Source organism: Paraburkholderia sp. 32, assembly GCF_050435345.1.
Taxonomy (GTDB): domain Bacteria; phylum Pseudomonadota; class Gammaproteobacteria; order Burkholderiales; family Burkholderiaceae; genus Paraburkholderia; species Paraburkholderia tuberum.
In genome coordinates, this window is sequence record NZ_JBNDKD010000001.1 from 2,877,311 (window position 1) to 2,894,592 (window position 17,282).

Genomic DNA, 17,282 nt, shown 5'->3' on the forward strand with positions numbered 1-17,282 from the left:
CAGCCTCTAAGGCTGCGTTTCGCTTTGCGCGCCTGAGCCCGCTTCGGCTTGCGGCGAGCCGGCCGCGGCGGGCGACGGCGGTGGGTCGTCCGGCGCTCCGCCCCGCAACACCACTGCACCCGCCGGCCGCCCCTGATCGAGCTCCGCCTGCTGCCACAGCATTTCCAGCGTGCGCCGCAAGCGCGCCGGCGTCACCGGCTTGTGCAGCACCGGAATCCCCTGCAACGCGAGCGCCGTCAGCTCCGCCGAGGCCATATCGCCGGTGATCAGCAGCGTCACCACATTGCCGTGCCCCTCCCGCGCAAGCACGCCCCGTATCGCGCTCAGCGCCTGCGCGCCGGTGCGGTGATTGGCGAGCTGGTAGTCGCACAGCACCGCGTCGGGCACGAAGCCGTCCGCGAGCGCGGCGAGCGCGCCGGCTTCGTCGCGCGCGCCGCGCACGTCGCAGCCCCAGCGCTCGAGCAGACTCGCGAGGCCTTCGAGTATCGACGGCTCGTCGTCGATGCACAGCACGCGCCACCCCTGCGCGGCCGGGCCGCCCGCGACCGAATCGTTCAGACTCGCGACGATGCCGCTCGCGTCACCCGCCTGCACCGCAAAGCGGAACACCGAGCCGCGCCCCGGCGCCGAGCGCAGCTGCAACTCGCCGCCGAGCAGGCCGACGAGCCGCCTGACGGTCGGCAGCCCGAGCCCATGCCCCTGACGCGCGTCGCGCTGCGGATTCTCGACCTGGTAAAACTCCTCGAAAATGCGCTCGTGCTCTTGCGGCGCCATGCCGACGCCCGAATCGCGCACCTCGATATAGCCGCCCTTCTGTCGCCCCGCGCGCCGGAAGCCGAGCCAGATCGCGCCTTGCTCCGTATAACGCACCGCGTTCGACAGCAGATTGCTCAACACGCGTTCGAGCAGCACCGGATCGTCGTAGACGACCATCGTCGTAGGCGCGATGCGCAGCGCGAGCCCCTTCGCCGCGGCCTGCGGACGATACTGGCTACCGACCCGTTCGAACAGTTCGGAGAGCCGGAAGTGCAACCGGATCACCTGGGTCACGCCGCTTTCGAGTCGCGCGAGATCGAGCACCTGGTTGAACAGCTGATTGAGCGCCTCGACGTTATAGACGATGTGCCCGGCCGTCTTCGCGTGCTGCGCGGGCGTCGCCGCCGGATCGTTCAGAGATGCCGCAAGCAGGCCGATCGCATGCAGCGGCTGACGCAGATCGTGGCTTGCCGCCGCGAAAAAGCGCGTCTTCGCGAGGCTCGCTTCTTCGGCGACGCGCTTTTGCGCGGCCAGCGATTCCGCGAGGTATTGCTGATCGACACGCGCCTGCACGACCTGGCGAAACAGCTTGCGATAGCTCATCGCGTAGACGTTGATCGCGCAGAAGAAGAACGCGAGCACGATCGCGAGAATCGTGCGATCGAACGTATGCGAGCCGAAATGCAGCACGATCGACGGCAGCAGCAGAAACGGAATCGAGGTCGAAAAATTGAGGAGATCGAACCCATTCGACATGAACACGCCGGCCGCGAGCGTCACCAGCAGTACGGTATGCAATAACGGCAGATCGGTTTGCGGACTCTGGAACGCGAACCACACCGCGAAGCCCGGCCCGCTATAGAGGAGCACGCCGCGCAGCGCGTGCAGATAGATCCAGTCGCGCGGCGAGACGAGCTGCGGATAGCGGCGATTGCAAATCCACAGCGCCAGGCCCGCGCAATTGGCGAGCGCATAAAAAACGAAGCACGCGATAAACAGCGGCGGGGCCGGCACATGCGGCCAGTAGATCGCCACCAGCACCGCGATCGAAAACCAGTGCGAAAAGAACGCGATCGGATCCTGCGCGTAGAGCACGCGCACGAGGTCTTCGTCGATGGCACGCTGGATCGGGTCGGCCCGCATGGGGCGGTCTCCTCTGTCGATCGGCGTGAGCGCTTTAGCGCTTACGCCGATCCCACGCAGCTTTATCGCGCGGGCATGGCAACTTCGTTGAGACGAAACACTGACGAAGCGGCGGCGCTCCGGCACTTCGTGGCAACCGCGGGTCGAATCGGGCGACCGAATGCGCCGCCCGCGCGGTCTATTCTACGGCGAATGCGCGCTCTTCAGACGAATCGTCAGCAATCCACCGGAAGGTTTACCCGGGAGTTTACCATCGCGAGTTTTTATGTCGCGTCGCACCAATTTTAAAGACACTAAGCTGTTGATTAAAAACAAATAACATGTTTACCGTTTTACTCCTGCCTTCTATACACTGCCCCGACATAACGGTTCGCTGTGGGGGAATGCTGTGGGGGAATTGACCGAAAAATCTACTGGCCGTACTCACGCCGATAGACCAAGGACGCGTCCTCCGGGATGGCAATGGAGTCGCAGGAAAGGTTCACGTGTCCGCAACCGGCGCGATTAGTGTGCACTTCCGCTATCGCTATCGGTTCGACGGGCAACAGAAGGAAGTGGCGCTGGGTGCCTGGCCCCGTGACACATTGAACGCCATTCGCGAAAAACATCAAGCCATCAAGCTTCGTGTCTCACTTGGCGCTGATCCCAACGGCCAAAAACAAGCAGTACGCCAGCAGATCACGCTCGAGCGGGCATTGGAAAAACGGCTGCTTGCAGAGCATACGGCCCGCGTCGAACAGGAACAGATTACGAGGTCCACCTTCCGCCAGCTCTGCGACGCATGGCTGGAACACGGGGTCAACCGGAAATGCAAGAAGCGGCTCAAGCTCACGTTCGAGAAAAACATCCTGCCGTCACTCGGGGAGAAACGTGTACACGATGTAAGTGATTCGATCCTCCTTGAAGTGCTGCAAGCGATCATCTCATCGGGTCGTAAGCCGACCGCACTCGCTCACTTTGGCGAGCTGCACCACATGTTCAAATGGGGCAAGCGCCGCAAGCCGTGGCGTGACCTCATCGATGTGCTGCCTACCGAACTGATCGATCTGGACCGCCTCTTCGGCAAGGGGTACGTCTCCTTGCGGACCCGAACCCTTTCCGAAAACGAAGTGCGTGACCTCAATTTGAAGATCGCGGCAACCCGGGAGACTCCCGACCGGGAAACGTGGGGTCGCGTGCGGCACACTCCGCTGGGCGAGGACACTGAGGCTGCAATATGGATCTATCGACGCGCAAGCGGAACATGGATCGCAAACCATCTCCACTGTGGGATTCGCTCGTACTCTCCGGGGTGGCTGGACACCTCACGATCTGCGACGCACCGGCGCAACTTTCATGCAATCGCTCGGCATCTCCCCTGTCGTGATCGAGCGGTGTCTAAACCACGTCGCGCCACAGCGGGATCGACAGGAGGTCAATCCGAAACTGGTGCGCGTCTACCAGCAGTACGGCTACGCCAACGAAATGTGCGATGCCTGGCAACGCCTGGGGCACTACCTCGGCACACTACTGTCAACGCTCTGTTGATAGCTTCGACGTCGAAGCGCTGCTACTCGATCACACCCTGTGATTTCTGGTTACCGATTGGCTTCCAGCCAAGGCGAAGCGACATCCAAGGTAATCAGGTAACGCTCTAAGTCCGGATGAGAATCTGTCCGGAAACAACGGACGTTCAGGCCAAGCTGATATTTGTCGCCCGCCTGCCAATAGCCAGTAGGGGCCGCGCATCCGCGTATCTTAGCTCGCACAGTCGGCGTGTCCTCAAGGGGCGGGGAGTCTTCAACCAGAATCTGCCGCCAGCCGCCTCGACGAAACTGCTCCTGCAAGTCCAAGACAATCGCCATCGTCTCGTCGAGCGGCAAGATCGTGACCTGTGGTGACATCCGAACGGAATCGACCTTACCGTGCTCGTCGTAGCTCACAGCCATGAACTTTGCAACAGGGGTCGAGAACCCGTACTGAGGATCGGTAAAACGCAGCCTAGCCGGACGGTTGATTACGCCGCCCCAATTCGCGCCCGGCTCGGCGGCCGGCAGGGTCGAGCGCGATTGCTGGCGCACCTGTTCGTAAGGCTCCCCGATCGTCAGTAGAACTTCATCAGCAGGTCTAGTCACCGCGTAGATACCCCCTACGATAGTGCAGCCAATCACCAAGCACCCCAGATACACGAGCCGTCTGATTTTTTTACGCGACATAGCTATCTCGGATGCGCAACTAGAAAGATGGAATTCTCGACCATGTGCTTCTCTGTCGGGTTGCGCAATAGGTCGTCAAACCGCTGGGCTGCGCGCATTACGAACGCCATCCGCTGACCAGGATCGGCAAGGTTGGCGAGCGGCTGCTGACTGAAAATTTCAATTTGGGCGTTCGCTCCCGTTACAGTGCACTGGTTCGCAAGCGTCAACTGAATCTCGCGTGCCGAGCTAGTCGGAATGTTTAACGCCCATGCGAACTGATTAGCCCGCATCAGCATCGCAAACATCGGATCGTTGTACATAGCCGGCTGCAAGATATTGACCTGTTCATGCCATGCCAGCCGTTCAACACCTTTCGTGATGTTACCGGCATCAATTGCCTCAAAGCCCTGAACGGTTTCAAGTTGCGGCTCGCCGAAAGGCACTTTATCCGCAATCGGCCATACGACCGAGCCACGCAGCGCCGCGCGCTCCTTGAGACACCGCTTGAACCGCTGGAGCCCAAATCGTTTATAGAACATGTGCAGCGGCCAGATGTCGAGGAACAAGGCCGTATTGCCCTTGGCGAGCATCTGATACACCTTGGTCGCGCCTTCGCCGGTTGCCTGATCCGGCACAGGCATGCGCGGCGATCCATATGGCGACAGCCTTTCCAGAGGCGAGCTTTGCCGTTCCCATTGTTGATAGGCGTTGCGCTGCTGATTGGACTTGTGAATCAACTCGGCAGCGTTCAACAACCCGCAACCTACCTGCTTCGACGCGAACGCAGCAAGCCCGGCCCACTGGAAGCGATGATCATCAAGCCACAACTGTGCATAGGCGGCGTTGATACGGCGGTTGCGTGCAATCGGATCGTCTACGGCGACGATAGCTTCGGCCTGCTTCTGATAGAAGCGCCAGCAGTCGATACAGCCTGCTTGTCATCTTCCGCTCGCTTTTTTGCGGCGGCCTCTTCCTCCTTCCAGTTGGGGTAACAGATCGGACATCTCGGGTTTTCACATCCCTGTCTAGCCATGCTCGCCAGCCTTTCCTTTTGTTATTTGAGTCGTACAACGAACATTCATGCGAATACCCTACAACAAGTTACTTGTCTACAAGACCGGTTCGACTTAACGAAAAATCACAATTAAGTTGTCAGTGACGGCAGTCAGGGCAGTCATCCCAATCCTCGCCGTGAGAACAGGTTTCCGGTTGCATGGCAAGCAATCCCCGGATTCTGTACACGATCCGGTTTGGCTCGTATTCGTTCATCGTGCTCGCGTAACACACAACCGCGTCGAGATGCGGCTCGATGGCGCGCAGCAGTTCCAGCGCTATTTACTGAGAAATTCAGGTTCTTCGCCTGACTAGCTATCGCCGTAAGCGCCTGATGTCCAAGGGTTTTCTGCGCGCGCTTAAAAATCAGGCTGGTTTACCCGGCAGTTTACCCATCGGCTAACACTTAATCCATATAGGCGACGGCCTTGCCGCGAACCATACTGCATTCACGTTTCAGCGCGGCATTTCAGCCACCTTCCCTCGACTCGCGGCCCACGCGCCGCGGCTCGCCGCGCTCCCTGCCAACCGACGGAGGTTTTCCATGGGCGCAGTCCCGAGCTACGAGTTCGCCCGCCAACTCGACGACGCGATCCTCCCCGATCTGTGGCGCAGGCGCACCCGGCTCTCAGCGGACGAAATAGTGTCGATGGTCGACCTGGTCAAGCGCGCGTTGCGGACCTACCACCCGCTCGAATTGCAGGCGCTCGGCGAGGACAAGGAAGAACTGGTCGCTCAGTTCATCTACGCGAAGGTGTTGCGCCTCGCGCCTGGCCACACCGAAACTAACGCGCGCGCCGACAGCGCACCGTCCAACAGCTACGCGGTATGCGCGTATTTCCGCCGCTATCTGATCGACTGCCTGCGCAGCGCGTGCCATCAGCGCAATGTGTCGATGGAGACCGAGGGCGTCGCGCAGGAAATCGATCTGCACGCGCACGCGCTCGAAGACCCGGTGGAAAGCGTGCTGCTGCAATACGGCCTCGACGAACAGCGCGTGCGGCGCGCGGCGCGCGAGTTCATCGAAGGGCTCGACGAACCCGAGCGGATCGTGCTGGCCGGCAGCCTCGGCTGGTGCTCCGAAGGCAAAGGCGGGCTTTCGGCGGTCGCGGCTCGGCATCGGGTGCCCTCTTATCACTATCGCGCCGTCAAACTCGGCGTCACCATGAAAAAGACGGCCGGCGCCGAGGAATTTTCCAACACCAAGCTCGGCCGCTGGCTCACCGACGCGCTCGGCATCGAGATCGACGTCGACAATCGCGCGGCGATTCTGGTTGCGCTGAATCTGCTCGCGGCGGAATCGAGCGATAGCGAATTCAATGAAGTGGCCGCGTAATAGTTCGGATAACCAACAGGCCACATAAGAAGCGCGATAAGTGCGCATGCCCGTACGGCCGGGTACACCCGGCAACGGCCGGCCGGGCGTGCCGCCCTGAACCTCGCACGCTACGACTTCGGCGCGCCCTCCACGGCGCGCTTTTTTTGCGCCGATATTCCGCCTACGATAAAAAAGCTCCCGCAGCACGCCGTCTTTGTTCCGAAGTCGAGCTTCCGTTCCCGCATCCGATTACAGACGAGGTGGTCCTGATGAACCGCTTATCGAGCGCGCCGACGGCGCTGCAACGGCATTACGAGGTGGTCGTGATCGGCTCGGGCTACGGCGGCGCGATCGCCGCGAGCCGCATGGCGCGCGCGGGCCGTCGCGTGTGCGTGCTCGAGCGCGGCCGCGAATTCATGGCCGGCGAGTATCCGCGCACGCCCGTGCAGGGCGCCGAGCAGATCCAGTACAACACGGCCGCGGCGCAGATCGGTTCGCCGCTCGCGCTGATCGAAGTGCACGTGAACGAAGACGTCAACGCGGTGGTGGGCTGTGGGCTCGGCGGGACGTCGCTGATCAATGCGAACGTCGCGCTCGAGGCCGATCCGCGCCTGTGGGACGACCCGCGCTGGCCGGCCGCGCTGCGCGCCGACCAAGCCGGACGCGACGACGGCTATGCGCTCGCCTGGAAAATGCTGTCACCGTCGCCGGTGCCCGACGACTTCCCGCCGCTGCCGAAGCTGCAGGCGCTCGAAAAATCGGCGCAGGCGCTCGGCATGGCCGACCGCTTCAGCCGTCCGCCGATCACGGTCACGTTCAAGGACGGCCCGAACGCGGCGGGCGTCGAGCAGCAGCGCTGCGTCGGTTGCGGCGATTGCAACTCCGGTTGCAACTACGACGCGAAGAATTCGACCCACATGAACTATCTGCCGGACGCGGTCGCCCACGGCGCGCAGATTTTCACCGGCACGGCCGTGCATTCGGTGCTGCGCGATCCCGACACGCAGCAATGGAAGGTCAACTTCCAGCTCGTGAAGCTCGGCCGCGAAAGCTACGACGCGCCCGATCTGTTCGTGCTGGCCGATATCGTCATCGTCGCGGCGGGCACGATCGGCTCGACCGCGCTGCTGCTGCGCTCGCGCGACGCGGGCTTGAGCACGTCGGAGATGCTCGGCCAGCATTTCACCGGCAACGGCGACGTGCTCGCCTTCGCGTACAACACCAGGGACACGATCAACGGCGTCGGCTGGGGCGAGCACAAGCCGGGGCAGATTCCGCCGGTCGGGCCGACCATCACCGGCCTGATCGACAATCGCGCCGACGAGAAAAACGTCAAGGACGGCTATGTGATCGAGGAAGGCTCGCTGGCCGGTGCGGTCGGCGAGGCGCTCGTCGGCATGCTCGGCGCGCTCGCGCCGCTGGAAGGCGTGGATGCGGCTGGGGCCGCGTCGCTGCTCGAGCGCATGAGTTATGACGCGCGTGCGCTCGAAAGCCTGATCCGCGGCCCGTACCACGGTGCGCTGAATCACACGCAAAGCTACCTCGTGATGGCGCACGACGACGAAAGCGGCCGCATCACGGTCGGCGACAAAGGCCGTGCGCGCATCGAATGGAAAAACGCGGGACGCCAGCCGATCTTCCAGAGCATCGAGAACGTGCTGATCGAGGCGACCAAACCGCTCGGCGGCAAATATCTGCGCAACCCGATTTCGACGAAGATCGCCGGCCGGCACACCGTCACCGTGCATCCGCTCGGCGGCTGCGGCATGGGCGAGGACGCCGCGCATGGCGTGGTCGATCATCTGGGCCGCGTGTTCAGCGGCACGGCTGGCGTCGCGGTGCACGACGGCCTCTACGTGATGGACGGCGCGGTGATGCCGATGTCGCTCGGCGTCAATCCGCTCCTGACCATCTCCGCGCTCGCAGAGCGCAATTGCGCGCTGCTGGCCAAAGCGCGCGACTGGTCGATCGACTACATGTCGAAGGGCACCGCCGCCGCGCCGCCCGCACAGAAGATCGGCCTGCGCTTCACCGAGACGATGGTCGGCACCTACACGCCCAGCGTGGCGGGCGAAGCCGCGAAGAGCGCGATCGAATTCACGCTGACGGTCGAGTCCGACGATCTCGCCGACATGCTGAGCAACCCGAATCACCTCGCGCGCACCGCCGGCACACTGACCTGCCCCGCCCTGTCCGCCCAACCGCTGACGATCAGCGACGGCACCTTCAACCTCTTCGTCGTCGACGAATCCGACGTCGACGAACGCAACATGAACTACCGGATGACGCTCGACGCGGTCGAAGGCAACACCTGGTATCTGACCGGCAAGAAGATCATCACGCGCACGTCGCCGATCAACCTGTGGGAGCAGACCAACACGCTGTATGCGGAGATTCGCGCCGCGGCGCAGGACGATGCGCCCGTCGTCGGCACCGCGACGCTGATCATCACGCCCGAAAACTTCCTGAAGCAGCAGCGCACGCTCGAAGTCACACACGCGCCCGACCTGAAGACGCGCCTCGAATGGACGCTTAAGTTCGGCAAGTTCTTCGCGGGCGTGCTGTTCACCGAATACGGCGGCGTGGCCGCGCCGCTGCAGTTCTACGATCCATACATACCGCCGCGCGCGAAACGCACGCTGCGCGCGCCGGCGCCGCAGGTCACGTACTTCGACACACCCGACCGCACGCGGCTCAAGCTCACGCGCTACTGCGATCCGGCCGCGGGCAAAGCCGCGAAGCCGATCCTGCTGATCCACGGCTCGGGCGTATCGAGCCGCATCTTCTCGACCGATCTGATACCGACCAACCTCGTCGAATATCTGTACGCGTCGGGCTACGACGTGTGGCTCGTCGATCTGCGCGTCAGCATCGAACTGCCGAGCGTGCTCGTGCCGACCAACGTCGACAAAGTCGCGCGCGAGGACATTCCCACCGCCGTCGCGAAGATTCGCGAAGTGACCGGCGCGCCGAACATTCAGGTACTCGGCCACTGCCTGGGCGGCCTCGCGCTCAGCATGTCGCTTCTCCATGGACTCGACGGCGTGCGCTCGGCGGTGATTTCGCAGGTGTCCGCGCATCCGGTGCCGGGCACGTTGCAACGGATCAAGGCCGGCTTGCATATTCCCGACCTGATGCAGCATCTGCGCATACGCGACCTCACCGCCTATACGCAGGAAGATTCGTGGCCCGCGAACCTGTTCGACGAAGCGCTGCGTCTCTATCCGCTCGATCACGGCGAGGGCTGCGGCAATCCGATCTGTCATCGCGCGACGTTCCTGTATGGCCTGCTCTACGAGCACGACAAGCTGAACGAGGCGCTGCATGCGAACCTGCAGGAACTGTTCGGCATTCACGACATGGCCGTGTTCCAGCATCTGGCCACGATGGTGCGCGCGGGCCAGGTCGTCGATGTGCGCGGCGACGACGTGTATCTGACCGGCGCGGACGGCATGAAAGGACTCGAGGGCATGCGTTTGCCGATCGGCTTCATTCACGGCGAGAAGAACGAAACCTATCTGCCGGTCAGCACCGCGCGCACTTACGACCTGCTGCGCGGGCGCTTCCCCGAGCAACCGTACGAGCGGCATCTGATCCCGGGGTATGGGCATATCGACTGCATCTTCGGCAAGAACGCGGCGGTCGATGTTTATCCGTTGATCGTCGGCTATCTGAATGCGCATTGACACGGCTGCATTGCCGATGCGCCACGCATTCGGACAATAAAGCCAGGCATAAAACAAGAGATTTTGATGGAAGCCGGCGTGTCGCAATATTGCGTGGATTTGTTCGACCATTATCTCAAAATCACGAGGCGCGATTAATACGTTAGTATCGACCCTCTTGTAAAGGCGAGGCGCAAAGTTCAGGGCTACACGCTTACGGATGGATCGAGGTAACGACAATTGGCGACACTTGCCCGTAGACTTTGCAAGCTGTTTCTTTTTTTGGCTTTGTTTTTGTTATCGGTGCGGTATGTCCACACGTACCCATCACCCATGACGCTGGAGCAGCAGCATATATTGATCGAAATCTCCGATAAGCTCGAAGTGGCCGATTATGAACTGCTTTACATCGGCGCAATGACGGCCATAGATCTGATTGTGGCGATCGTTCTTTATGTGCTGATCGTGAAAATATGGCGGACTTGCACGCGAGGGAGAGGTCGTTGATTTGCTTCTCATCGAAACTCAGAACAGCTTGCCCGGATTCAAAATGCCGTTCGGATCGAGCGCACGCTTGATCGCGACCATCGCCGCAAGCTCGGCCGGTGAGCGCGAAATCGGCAGGAACTCGCGCTTCAGCGAACCGATGCCATGTTCCGCCGACACCGACCCGCGCAACGGCCTCAGCATCTCGTAGACGAACGCATAGACCGCGTGATGTTCGACGCCCGGAATCGAATGACCATCCACGGTCAGATGCAGATTCGAATCGCCGATATGCCCGAAAAAATACGATCGGTTGCCGGGCCAGCGCTGATCGAGCGCCGCGCGGCAACGGTCGACGAACGTGCCGATCTCGCCGATCGGCAGACTCACGTCGAAGTTGATCGGATCGAGCTTGAGCGGAAACTCCGCGGTGCACTCGCGGATCGCCCATAGCGCGCGCGCATCGGCGACCGATTGCGCGATCACCGCGTCGCGCAGCGCGCCCGCTTGCAGCGCATCGGTCAGCGCCTGGGCGAAACGTTCCCCAGCGTCGTCGGCATCGAAGCCCGCGTGTTCGATCAGCGCATAGAGCGGATGCGCGGCGTCGAACGGCGAGCGCGCGCCGGTCAGCTTCACGCCGAAATCGTAGAAGTCCGGCCACATGATCTCGAACGCGCCGATGTCGTTGCCGAAGCGCGTCGCGAGACGGCGCAACAGGCTCACCGCGGCATCGTAATCGTCGAGCGCGACGAGCGCCGTATGGCGCGCCGCACGTCGCGGATGCAGCCGCAGCACCGCGCGCGTGATCACGCCGAGCGTGCCCTCCGAACCGATGAACCAGTGCTTCAGGTCATAGCCGGTGTTGTTCTTGACCATCTTGCCGAGCGAACTGAGCACGTCGCCATTGGCGAGTACCACTTCGAGCCCGAGCACCTGGTCGCGCGCGGTGCCGGACTGGATCACGCGATTGCCGCCCGCGTTGGTCGCGAGATTGCCGCCGATCTGGCATGAGCCGCGCGCGCCGAGGTCGAGCGCGAGTTCGAAGCCCGCTGCTTCGGCGGCTTCCTGCGCGGCCTGTAACGTGGTGCCGGCACGTACGGTCAGCGTGGCCGACGCGGTGTCGAGTTCTTCGACGCCGCTCAGGCGTTCCAGCGACAACGCGATATCGTCGGCGCGCGCGATCGCGCCGCCCGCGAGTCCGGTCATACCGCCTTGCGGTACCACCGGCTGATGCGCGGCGTGGCAGATCGCGAGCGCACGCGATACTTCGTCGGTCGTGCGCGGCATCAGCAGCGCCGCCGGACGCGTCGGCTCGTGGCGCGTCCAGTCGGTCAGCGCGCGTTCGCCGATCTGCTCGCCGACGCGCACCGCGTCGACGCCGAGCGCGGCGCGCAAGGCCTCGAGTGTCGTCGCGAGCGGTGCGGTTGCGGTTGCGGTCGGAGTTGCGGTCTGGGTCGTCTTGTCGTCGGTGATGCTCGGTTCTGTCATGCAGGAGGTCCTTACTGTGCGGTAGCGGCGAGTTTCTTGCGATAGCCCATCGAATCGTTGATGCGGCCGAGGATATAGTCGCCCGCGGCGACCGGCTGATATTTGCTTTGCGCGTCGCTCGCGCCGAGCTCGCGCGGATCGACGAGCGCGCCGTAGGTCGGATCGTAGAACGTCGCGATCGAATAGCGCTCGCGCCCCGATGCATTGATCACGCGATGCAGCGTCGAGCGGAAGCGGTCGTTGGTCCAGCGCGCGAGCAGATCGCCGACGTTCACGACGAAGCTGCCTTCGACGGGCGGCGCCTCGACCCACGTATCGTTGGCGATTTCGCGCACCTGCAGGCCGCCGACCTGATCCTGCCACAGCAATGTGATGCAGCCGTAGTCGGTGTGCGGCGCGACGCCGAACTGATCTTCGCCCGACTGCGGCGGCTGCGGCGGGTAGTAGACCATTTGCGTGCGCTGCATGCGCTTCGTGTAGCGCGGCGCGAAGAAATTTTCTTCGATGCCGAGACTCACCGCGACCGCGCGCAGCAGATCGGCCCCGCACGCGCCGACCGCCTCGTAATAGTCATACAGCACCGGCCGCAACCCGGGCATGAAGTCCGGCCAATTGTTCGGCCCGCGTAGTGCCTGGCCCGCCAGCACGTCGGGATCGTCTTCCGGCAGTTCGAGGCCGATGCTGAAGAACTCCTTGTAATCGGGCCGCTTCGCCTGATACATCGTCGCGTCGCCAAGCGCATTGAAGCCGCGATGCCGATGATTGACCGCCGCGCGTCGTTTCGTGTCGACCGGAAACGCGAAGAAAGTGCGCGCGGCCTGCGCGGCGGCATCGATCTTCGCTTGCGGCACGCCGTGATTGACGATGTAGAAAAAACCGATCGTCGTACAGGCTTCATGAATTTCCTTCGCGACGCGTCGGAGCGCTTGCTGATCGCCCGCGCGCACGCCGGCGACATCGATGATCGGAATGCGGGTCACGGGCATCGCGCAGCTCCTTCGAGGATCGGTATTGCAGTGGTATATACCGCCAAAAGCAGCGCCGCAAGTTGCTTCACACGCATCGAGATCAGGGCTTTTCTCTACTCAAGCGAGCATTTATTTTTCGCCGGAAACGCGGTATATACTGCCGAGCGAGGCCCGCATCGCGCCGCCGGCGCGGCGGGTCCTAACGAAGACTTCGACACGCCGGCGACCCAACACCAATTCGCCCCCGGAGAACCCCATGCGTATTCTTGCAGGCTGGAAATGTCGTCTGGTCATGCTGGCGCTGTGCGCGGCAAGCGTCGCCGCGCACGCCGAAGACCAGCTCGCCAAAGTGAAGAAAGCCGGCGAACTGGTGGTCGGCACCGAAATGCAGTTCGCGCCATTCGACTTTCTCGAGAACGGTCAGCAAGCCGGCTTCAACAAGGAGCTGTTCGCGGAGATCGGCAAGGAAATCGGCGTCAAGGTGCGCTTCATCGATCTGCCGTGGCCGAGTGTGCTGCCCGGTCTCGAAGCGGGCAAGTTCGATATGGTCGGTGGCCCGCTGACGGTCACGAAGGCGCGCATGGAACGCTACACGTACACGCTGCCCGTCGCCGATGCGACCGACGCGCTGCTCAAGCGCGCGAACGATGCGTCGATCAAGCAATCGTCGGATATCGCGGGCAAGACGGTCGGCGCGGGCAAAGGCACCGCGCAGCTGGACCAGCTGAAGAGCTACGCGGCCACGCTGCCGAAGCAGCCTGAAATCCGCGAGTACGTCGACAACAATCAGGCTTATGCGGACCTCGCGGCGGGCCGCATCGCCGCGGCAGCGAACTCGATGACCAACATCGCGTATGTCGCGAAGCAGCGCCCCGAGATGTTCGCGGTCGTGCAGCCGCCGTTCGGCGCGAAGGTGTACTTCGCGTATGCATTGCGTAAGGACGCCGACAGCAAACCGCTCGCCGACGCGTTCAACGCAGCGCTCGTGAAGATGCAGAAGGATGGCCGCCTCGCCGCGTTGCAGAAAAAGTGGTTCGGTGTCGCGATGGAGATGCCGTCCACGATGCCCACGCCGAACTACTGAGCGTCTTCAACGTGGGCGTCCCGCATCGTGCAATCGTTTCGCCGTAGCGCGGCGCGCGTCGCCCTTCCCCTTCCATCGGCCGCGACCCATGTTCAACACGACCGTCTTCGTTCAGGGCCTGCCGCTGCTGCTGCATGCGGCGCTCGCCACCGTCGGCATTTCGCTGACGGGGCTCGTGATCGGATTCTTCGTCGGCATCGGCGTGTGCACCGCGCGGCTGTCGCGGCATCGCGCCGCGCGCCTCGCGGGCGGCGCCTACGTGTTCTTCTTTCGCGGCGTGCCGATGCTCGTGCAGTTGCTGCTCGTGTACTACCTGTTGCCGTTCGCCGGCATCAACGTGTCGCCGATCGTCGCCGCGATCAGCACGGTGTCGCTGTGCTCGGCCTCGTATATCGCGGAGATTCTGCGCGGCGGTTTTCTGAGCATTCCGCCCGGACATCTCGAAGCCGCGCGCATGCTCGGGCTTTCCCCGCTCGATACGCTGCGGCGCATTCTGGTGCCGCAAGCATTCCGTTTGACGCTGCCGTCGCTCGTCAACGAAATGGTGCTGCTGATCAAGGCTTCTTCGCTGATCTCGGTGGTCGGCGTCGCCGAGTTGACGCGCACCGCGCAGAACATCGCCGCGAGCACTTACCGGCCGCTCGAAGCGTATGTCGCGGCCGGGCTCATCTACTTCGTGATCTGCGGTTCGCTCGCGCTCGTCGCGCATGCGGCCGAACACCGTTTGCAGCACGCCTGAATCGACTCACGTTTAAGCGAACCTCGCCATGCAAACGTTCGACCCGACCGTCATCACGCACAACCTGCAGCCGATCGCCGCCGGCCTCGCCACGACGCTCGCCAGCTGGGCAGCGGGCGTCGCAATCGGTCTCGCGATCGGCTTCCTGATCGCGGTGCTGCAACTGTTCTGCGGACGCTGGCTGCGCGCCATGTTGCGTGTCTACATCGAGTTGCTGCGCGGCACGCCGTTTCTCGTGCAGCTGTTTCTGCTGTACTACGCTGGCCCGTCCATCGGTCTCACGCTCGAACCGATGACGGCCGGCATCGTCGGCCTCGGTCTCTACGGCAGCGCGTATTTCGCCGAGGCGTTCCGCTCCGGCTTCCAGTCGGTGCCCAAAGGCCATCTCGAAGCGGCGGCGTGTCTCGGACTCACGCGCTGGCAGGCGATCCTGCGCATCCAGGCGCCGCAGATGCTGGTGCTGATCGTGCCCGCGCTGACCAATCTGATCATCGTGTTGAGCAAGGAAACGGCAGTGCTGTCGATCGTCACGGTGCCCGAACTGACGTTCGTGCTGACCGGCATCGGCTCGGCCACCTTCGCTTTCGTCGAAACCCTGCTGGTGCTGTGCGTGTGCTATCTCGCTCTAGTCGAGCTGACCTCGCGCGCGGGCATGTGGGCCGAAGCCCGCCTCGCACGCTTCATGGCATGATTCCGGAACACCTATGAACGCCATCGCCGACATGTCCTCCCCCGCGCGATCTTCCGCGCCGTCCGCCTGCGCAACGGCGAACGCATCGAATGCCGCGCCGCTGATCGAGGTGCGCGATCTGCGCAAACGCTTCGGCGATGTCGAGGTGCTGCGCGGCGTCGATCTCGAGATCGCGCGCTCGGAAGTGGTCTGCATCATCGGGCCGTCGGGCTCGGGCAAGAGCACGCTGCTGCGCTGCCTCGCCGCGCTCGAAACCTACGATCACGGCGACGTGCGCATCGAAGGCGAACTGCTCGGCTATACCGAGCGCAACGGCAAACGCGTGCGCGCCTCGCAGGGCGAGATCAACCGCGTGCGCCGCAACGTCGGCATGGTGTTCCAGCAGTTCAACCTGTGGCCGCACATGACCGCGCTCGGCAACGTGATGGAAGCGCTGCTGCGCGTGCGGCGCCTGTCGCACGACGAAGCGCGCCGCCGCGCGAGCGCGATGCTGGAGACGGTCGGCCTCTCGCACAAGGGCGACGCGTATCCGGCGAAACTGTCGGGCGGTCAACAGCAACGCGTCGCGATTGCGCGCGCACTCGCGATGGAGCCGCACATCATGCTGTTCGACGAACCGACCTCGGCGCTCGATCCGGAGCTGGTCGGCGAGGTGCTGCAGGTGATGAAGCAGCTCGCGCGCGACGGCATGACGATGGCCGTGGTCACGCACGAAATGGGTTTTGCCGCGCAGGTCGCCGACAAGGTCGTGTTCATCGATCAAGGCCGCATCGCCGTGCAGGGCAAACCGCGCGACGTGTTTCACGATGCCGCGCAGCCGCGTCTGCGGCAGTTTCTGCAAAACTACTTCGACCGCAATGCGTTCTGGACGCGCGGCCCCGACGACACCCCGCCCCTATGAGCGCCACCGTTCGCAACAAGCCTCATGGCAAATCGTCCGCCAGCGCGGCCAGCGCCGCGGCCAAAATCGTGCGCGGCAGCGACGAAGCGCCGGCCGCGCGCTACGAGCAGGTCAAACAGCACGTTCGCCAGATCATCGGCTCGGGCGAACGCCAGGCGGGCGACCGTCTGCCTTCGGAGCTCGACCTCGTCGCGACGCTCGGCGTCTCGCGCATGACGGTCAACCGCGCGCTGCGCGAACTCGCCGACGCGGGGCTCGTCACGCGCCTATCGGGCGTCGGTACTTTCGTCGCGCCGAACAAGCCGCAGTCCACGCTATTGATGATCGCCCATATCGGCGACGAGATCCGCTCGCGCGGCCACGCTTATCGCTGCGATATGGTGCTGTTGCAGCGCGAGACCGCGTCGGTCACGGTGTCGAACGCCTTGGGGCTGGCGCCGGGCGCTTCGGTGTTTCATGTGATCTGCGTGCATCGCGAGAACGGTCTGCCGGTGCAGCTCGAAGATCGCTATGTGAATCCGGCCGTCGCGCCGGATTTTCTGCAGCACGATTTCTCGGCGCTGAAGCCGTCCGAGTATCTGCTGACGGTCGTGCCGATGCACGATCTCGAACACGTGGTCGACGCGGCGCTGCCGACGCCTGCCGAAGCAGAGCTGCTCGAAATTCACGCCGAAGAACCGTGCCTGACGCTGACGCGCCGCACATGGACGGGCGGCGTCGCCGTGACGTTCGCGCGTTTCGTGCATCCGGGTTCGCGCTATCGGCTCGGCTGCCGCTTTTCGCCGAATACCTCGCAGCGCCAGGGATAACGCG

The 17,282-nt window shown here is 63.2% G+C and carries 15 protein-coding genes; 10 read left to right on the forward strand and 5 right to left on the reverse strand.

Annotated elements, in window-relative coordinates; all coding sequences use genetic code 11:
- Positions 1 to 6 precede the first annotated feature (6 nt).
- The gene (locus tag OKW26_RS13285; protein ID WP_429353895.1) at positions 7 to 1,899 is read right to left on the reverse strand and encodes a hybrid sensor histidine kinase/response regulator; all 1,893 of its coding nucleotides are present in this window, start codon (positions 1,897 to 1,899) and stop codon (positions 7 to 9) included.
- A 431-nt stretch (positions 1,900 to 2,330) separates the two neighbouring features.
- Here OKW26_RS13285 and OKW26_RS13290 point away from each other — a divergent pair, with 431 nt between their 5' ends.
- Complete coding sequence (locus OKW26_RS13290; protein ID WP_429354236.1) at positions 2,331 to 3,536, forward strand: integrase arm-type DNA-binding domain-containing protein; 1,206 nt, start codon at positions 2,331 to 2,333, stop codon at positions 3,534 to 3,536.
- Here the strand turns inward: OKW26_RS13290 and OKW26_RS13295 are convergent.
- Positions 3,477 to 4,094 carry a flagellar biosynthesis sigma factor gene (locus OKW26_RS13295; protein WP_429353896.1) on the reverse strand — a complete coding sequence of 206 codons (618 nt, stop codon included), beginning with the start codon at positions 4,092 to 4,094 and terminating at the stop codon, positions 3,477 to 3,479. The two genes, OKW26_RS13290 and OKW26_RS13295, sit on opposite strands and share 60 nt — an antisense overlap.
- A 2-nt stretch (positions 4,095 to 4,096) precedes the next feature.
- Entirely contained in the window at positions 4,097 to 4,903 is an 807-nt protein-coding gene (locus tag OKW26_RS13300) for a DUF2515 family protein (protein WP_429353897.1), read from the reverse strand.
- On the opposite strand from OKW26_RS13300, the gene OKW26_RS13305 reads away from it, so the two are divergent.
- The 4 genes from OKW26_RS13305 to OKW26_RS13320 all read left to right on the forward strand — a co-directional run bounded on the left by OKW26_RS13305 (position 4,805) and on the right by OKW26_RS13320 (position 10,619).
- On the forward strand, positions 4,805 to 5,068 hold the full coding sequence (locus OKW26_RS13305; RefSeq protein WP_429354257.1) for a hypothetical protein: 264 nt from the start codon (positions 4,805 to 4,807) through the stop codon (positions 5,066 to 5,068). The two genes, OKW26_RS13300 and OKW26_RS13305, sit on opposite strands and share 99 nt — an antisense overlap.
- A gap of 605 nt (positions 5,069 to 5,673) precedes the next feature.
- A complete protein-coding gene (locus OKW26_RS13310) occupies positions 5,674 to 6,465 on the forward strand; it encodes a hypothetical protein (RefSeq protein WP_429353898.1) in 792 nt (263 codons plus the stop codon).
- A gap of 251 nt (positions 6,466 to 6,716) precedes the next feature.
- Positions 6,717 to 10,133 carry an alpha/beta fold hydrolase gene (locus OKW26_RS13315; protein WP_429353899.1) on the forward strand — a complete coding sequence of 1,139 codons (3,417 nt, stop codon included), beginning with the start codon at positions 6,717 to 6,719 and terminating at the stop codon, positions 10,131 to 10,133.
- A 219-nt stretch (positions 10,134 to 10,352) separates the two neighbouring features.
- A complete protein-coding gene (locus OKW26_RS13320) occupies positions 10,353 to 10,619 on the forward strand; it encodes a hypothetical protein (protein ID WP_187610200.1) in 267 nt (88 codons plus the stop codon).
- A gap of 18 nt (positions 10,620 to 10,637) precedes the next feature.
- Here the strand turns inward: OKW26_RS13320 and OKW26_RS13325 are convergent, their stop codons facing one another.
- Together OKW26_RS13325 and OKW26_RS13330 are read right to left on the reverse strand one after the other, a co-directional pair.
- Positions 10,638 to 12,086: an FAD-binding oxidoreductase gene (locus OKW26_RS13325; protein WP_429353900.1), complete on the reverse strand. Its 1,449-nt coding sequence runs from the start codon at positions 12,084 to 12,086 to the stop codon at positions 10,638 to 10,640.
- Between the two features lie 11 nt (positions 12,087 to 12,097).
- Positions 12,098 to 13,072: an isopenicillin N synthase family dioxygenase gene (locus OKW26_RS13330; RefSeq protein WP_429353901.1), complete on the reverse strand. Its 975-nt coding sequence runs from the start codon at positions 13,070 to 13,072 to the stop codon at positions 12,098 to 12,100.
- 238 nt (positions 13,073 to 13,310) lie between these two features.
- Here OKW26_RS13330 and OKW26_RS13335 point away from each other — a divergent pair, with 238 nt between their 5' ends.
- The 5 genes from OKW26_RS13335 (at position 13,311) to hutC (ending at position 17,278) form a co-directional block, all read left to right on the forward strand.
- Positions 13,311 to 14,138, forward strand: coding sequence for a transporter substrate-binding domain-containing protein (locus tag OKW26_RS13335; RefSeq protein ID WP_026225860.1), 828 nt, complete (start codon positions 13,311 to 13,313; stop codon positions 14,136 to 14,138).
- 88 nt (positions 14,139 to 14,226) lie between these two features.
- Positions 14,227 to 14,877, forward strand: a complete 651-nt coding sequence (locus OKW26_RS13340; protein ID WP_187610196.1) for an amino acid ABC transporter permease — start codon at positions 14,227 to 14,229, stop codon at positions 14,875 to 14,877.
- 28 nt (positions 14,878 to 14,905) lie between these two features.
- Positions 14,906 to 15,568, forward strand: coding sequence for an amino acid ABC transporter permease (locus tag OKW26_RS13345; protein ID WP_429348440.1), 663 nt, complete (start codon positions 14,906 to 14,908; stop codon positions 15,566 to 15,568).
- A gap of 13 nt (positions 15,569 to 15,581) precedes the next feature.
- The gene (locus OKW26_RS13350; protein WP_429353902.1) at positions 15,582 to 16,469 is read left to right on the forward strand and encodes an amino acid ABC transporter ATP-binding protein; all 888 of its coding nucleotides are present in this window, start codon (positions 15,582 to 15,584) and stop codon (positions 16,467 to 16,469) included.
- On the forward strand, positions 16,466 to 17,278 hold the full coding sequence (gene hutC / locus OKW26_RS13355) for a histidine utilization repressor (protein WP_429353903.1): 813 nt from the start codon (positions 16,466 to 16,468) through the stop codon (positions 17,276 to 17,278). The genes OKW26_RS13350 and hutC overlap by 4 nt, the downstream gene beginning before the upstream one ends.
- Positions 17,279 to 17,282: the final 4 nt, after the last annotated feature.

Bases quoted from the DNA above. Each gene is read 5' to 3' on its own strand.
- OKW26_RS13350 (WP_429353902.1), top strand. From the start codon at position 15,582: ATGAACGCCATCGCCGACATGTCCTCCCCCGCGCGATCTTCCGCGCCG.
- hutC (WP_429353903.1), top strand. From the start codon at position 16,466: ATGAGCGCCACCGTTCGCAACAAGCCTCATGGCAAATCGTCCGCCAGC.
- OKW26_RS13340 (WP_187610196.1), top strand. From the start codon at position 14,227: ATGTTCAACACGACCGTCTTCGTTCAGGGCCTGCCGCTGCTGCTGCAT.
- OKW26_RS13335 (WP_026225860.1), top strand. From the start codon at position 13,311: ATGCGTATTCTTGCAGGCTGGAAATGTCGTCTGGTCATGCTGGCGCTG.
- OKW26_RS13315 (WP_429353899.1), top strand. From the start codon at position 6,717: ATGAACCGCTTATCGAGCGCGCCGACGGCGCTGCAACGGCATTACGAG.
- OKW26_RS13295 (WP_429353896.1), bottom strand. From the start codon at position 4,094: ATGTCGCGTAAAAAAATCAGACGGCTCGTGTATCTGGGGTGCTTGGTG.
- OKW26_RS13285 (WP_429353895.1), bottom strand. From the start codon at position 1,899: ATGCGGGCCGACCCGATCCAGCGTGCCATCGACGAAGACCTCGTGCGC.
- OKW26_RS13310 (WP_429353898.1), top strand. From the start codon at position 5,674: ATGGGCGCAGTCCCGAGCTACGAGTTCGCCCGCCAACTCGACGACGCG.
- OKW26_RS13330 (WP_429353901.1), bottom strand. From the start codon at position 13,072: ATGCCCGTGACCCGCATTCCGATCATCGATGTCGCCGGCGTGCGCGCG.
- OKW26_RS13345 (WP_429348440.1), top strand. From the start codon at position 14,906: ATGCAAACGTTCGACCCGACCGTCATCACGCACAACCTGCAGCCGATC.
- OKW26_RS13325 (WP_429353900.1), bottom strand. From the start codon at position 12,086: ATGACAGAACCGAGCATCACCGACGACAAGACGACCCAGACCGCAACT.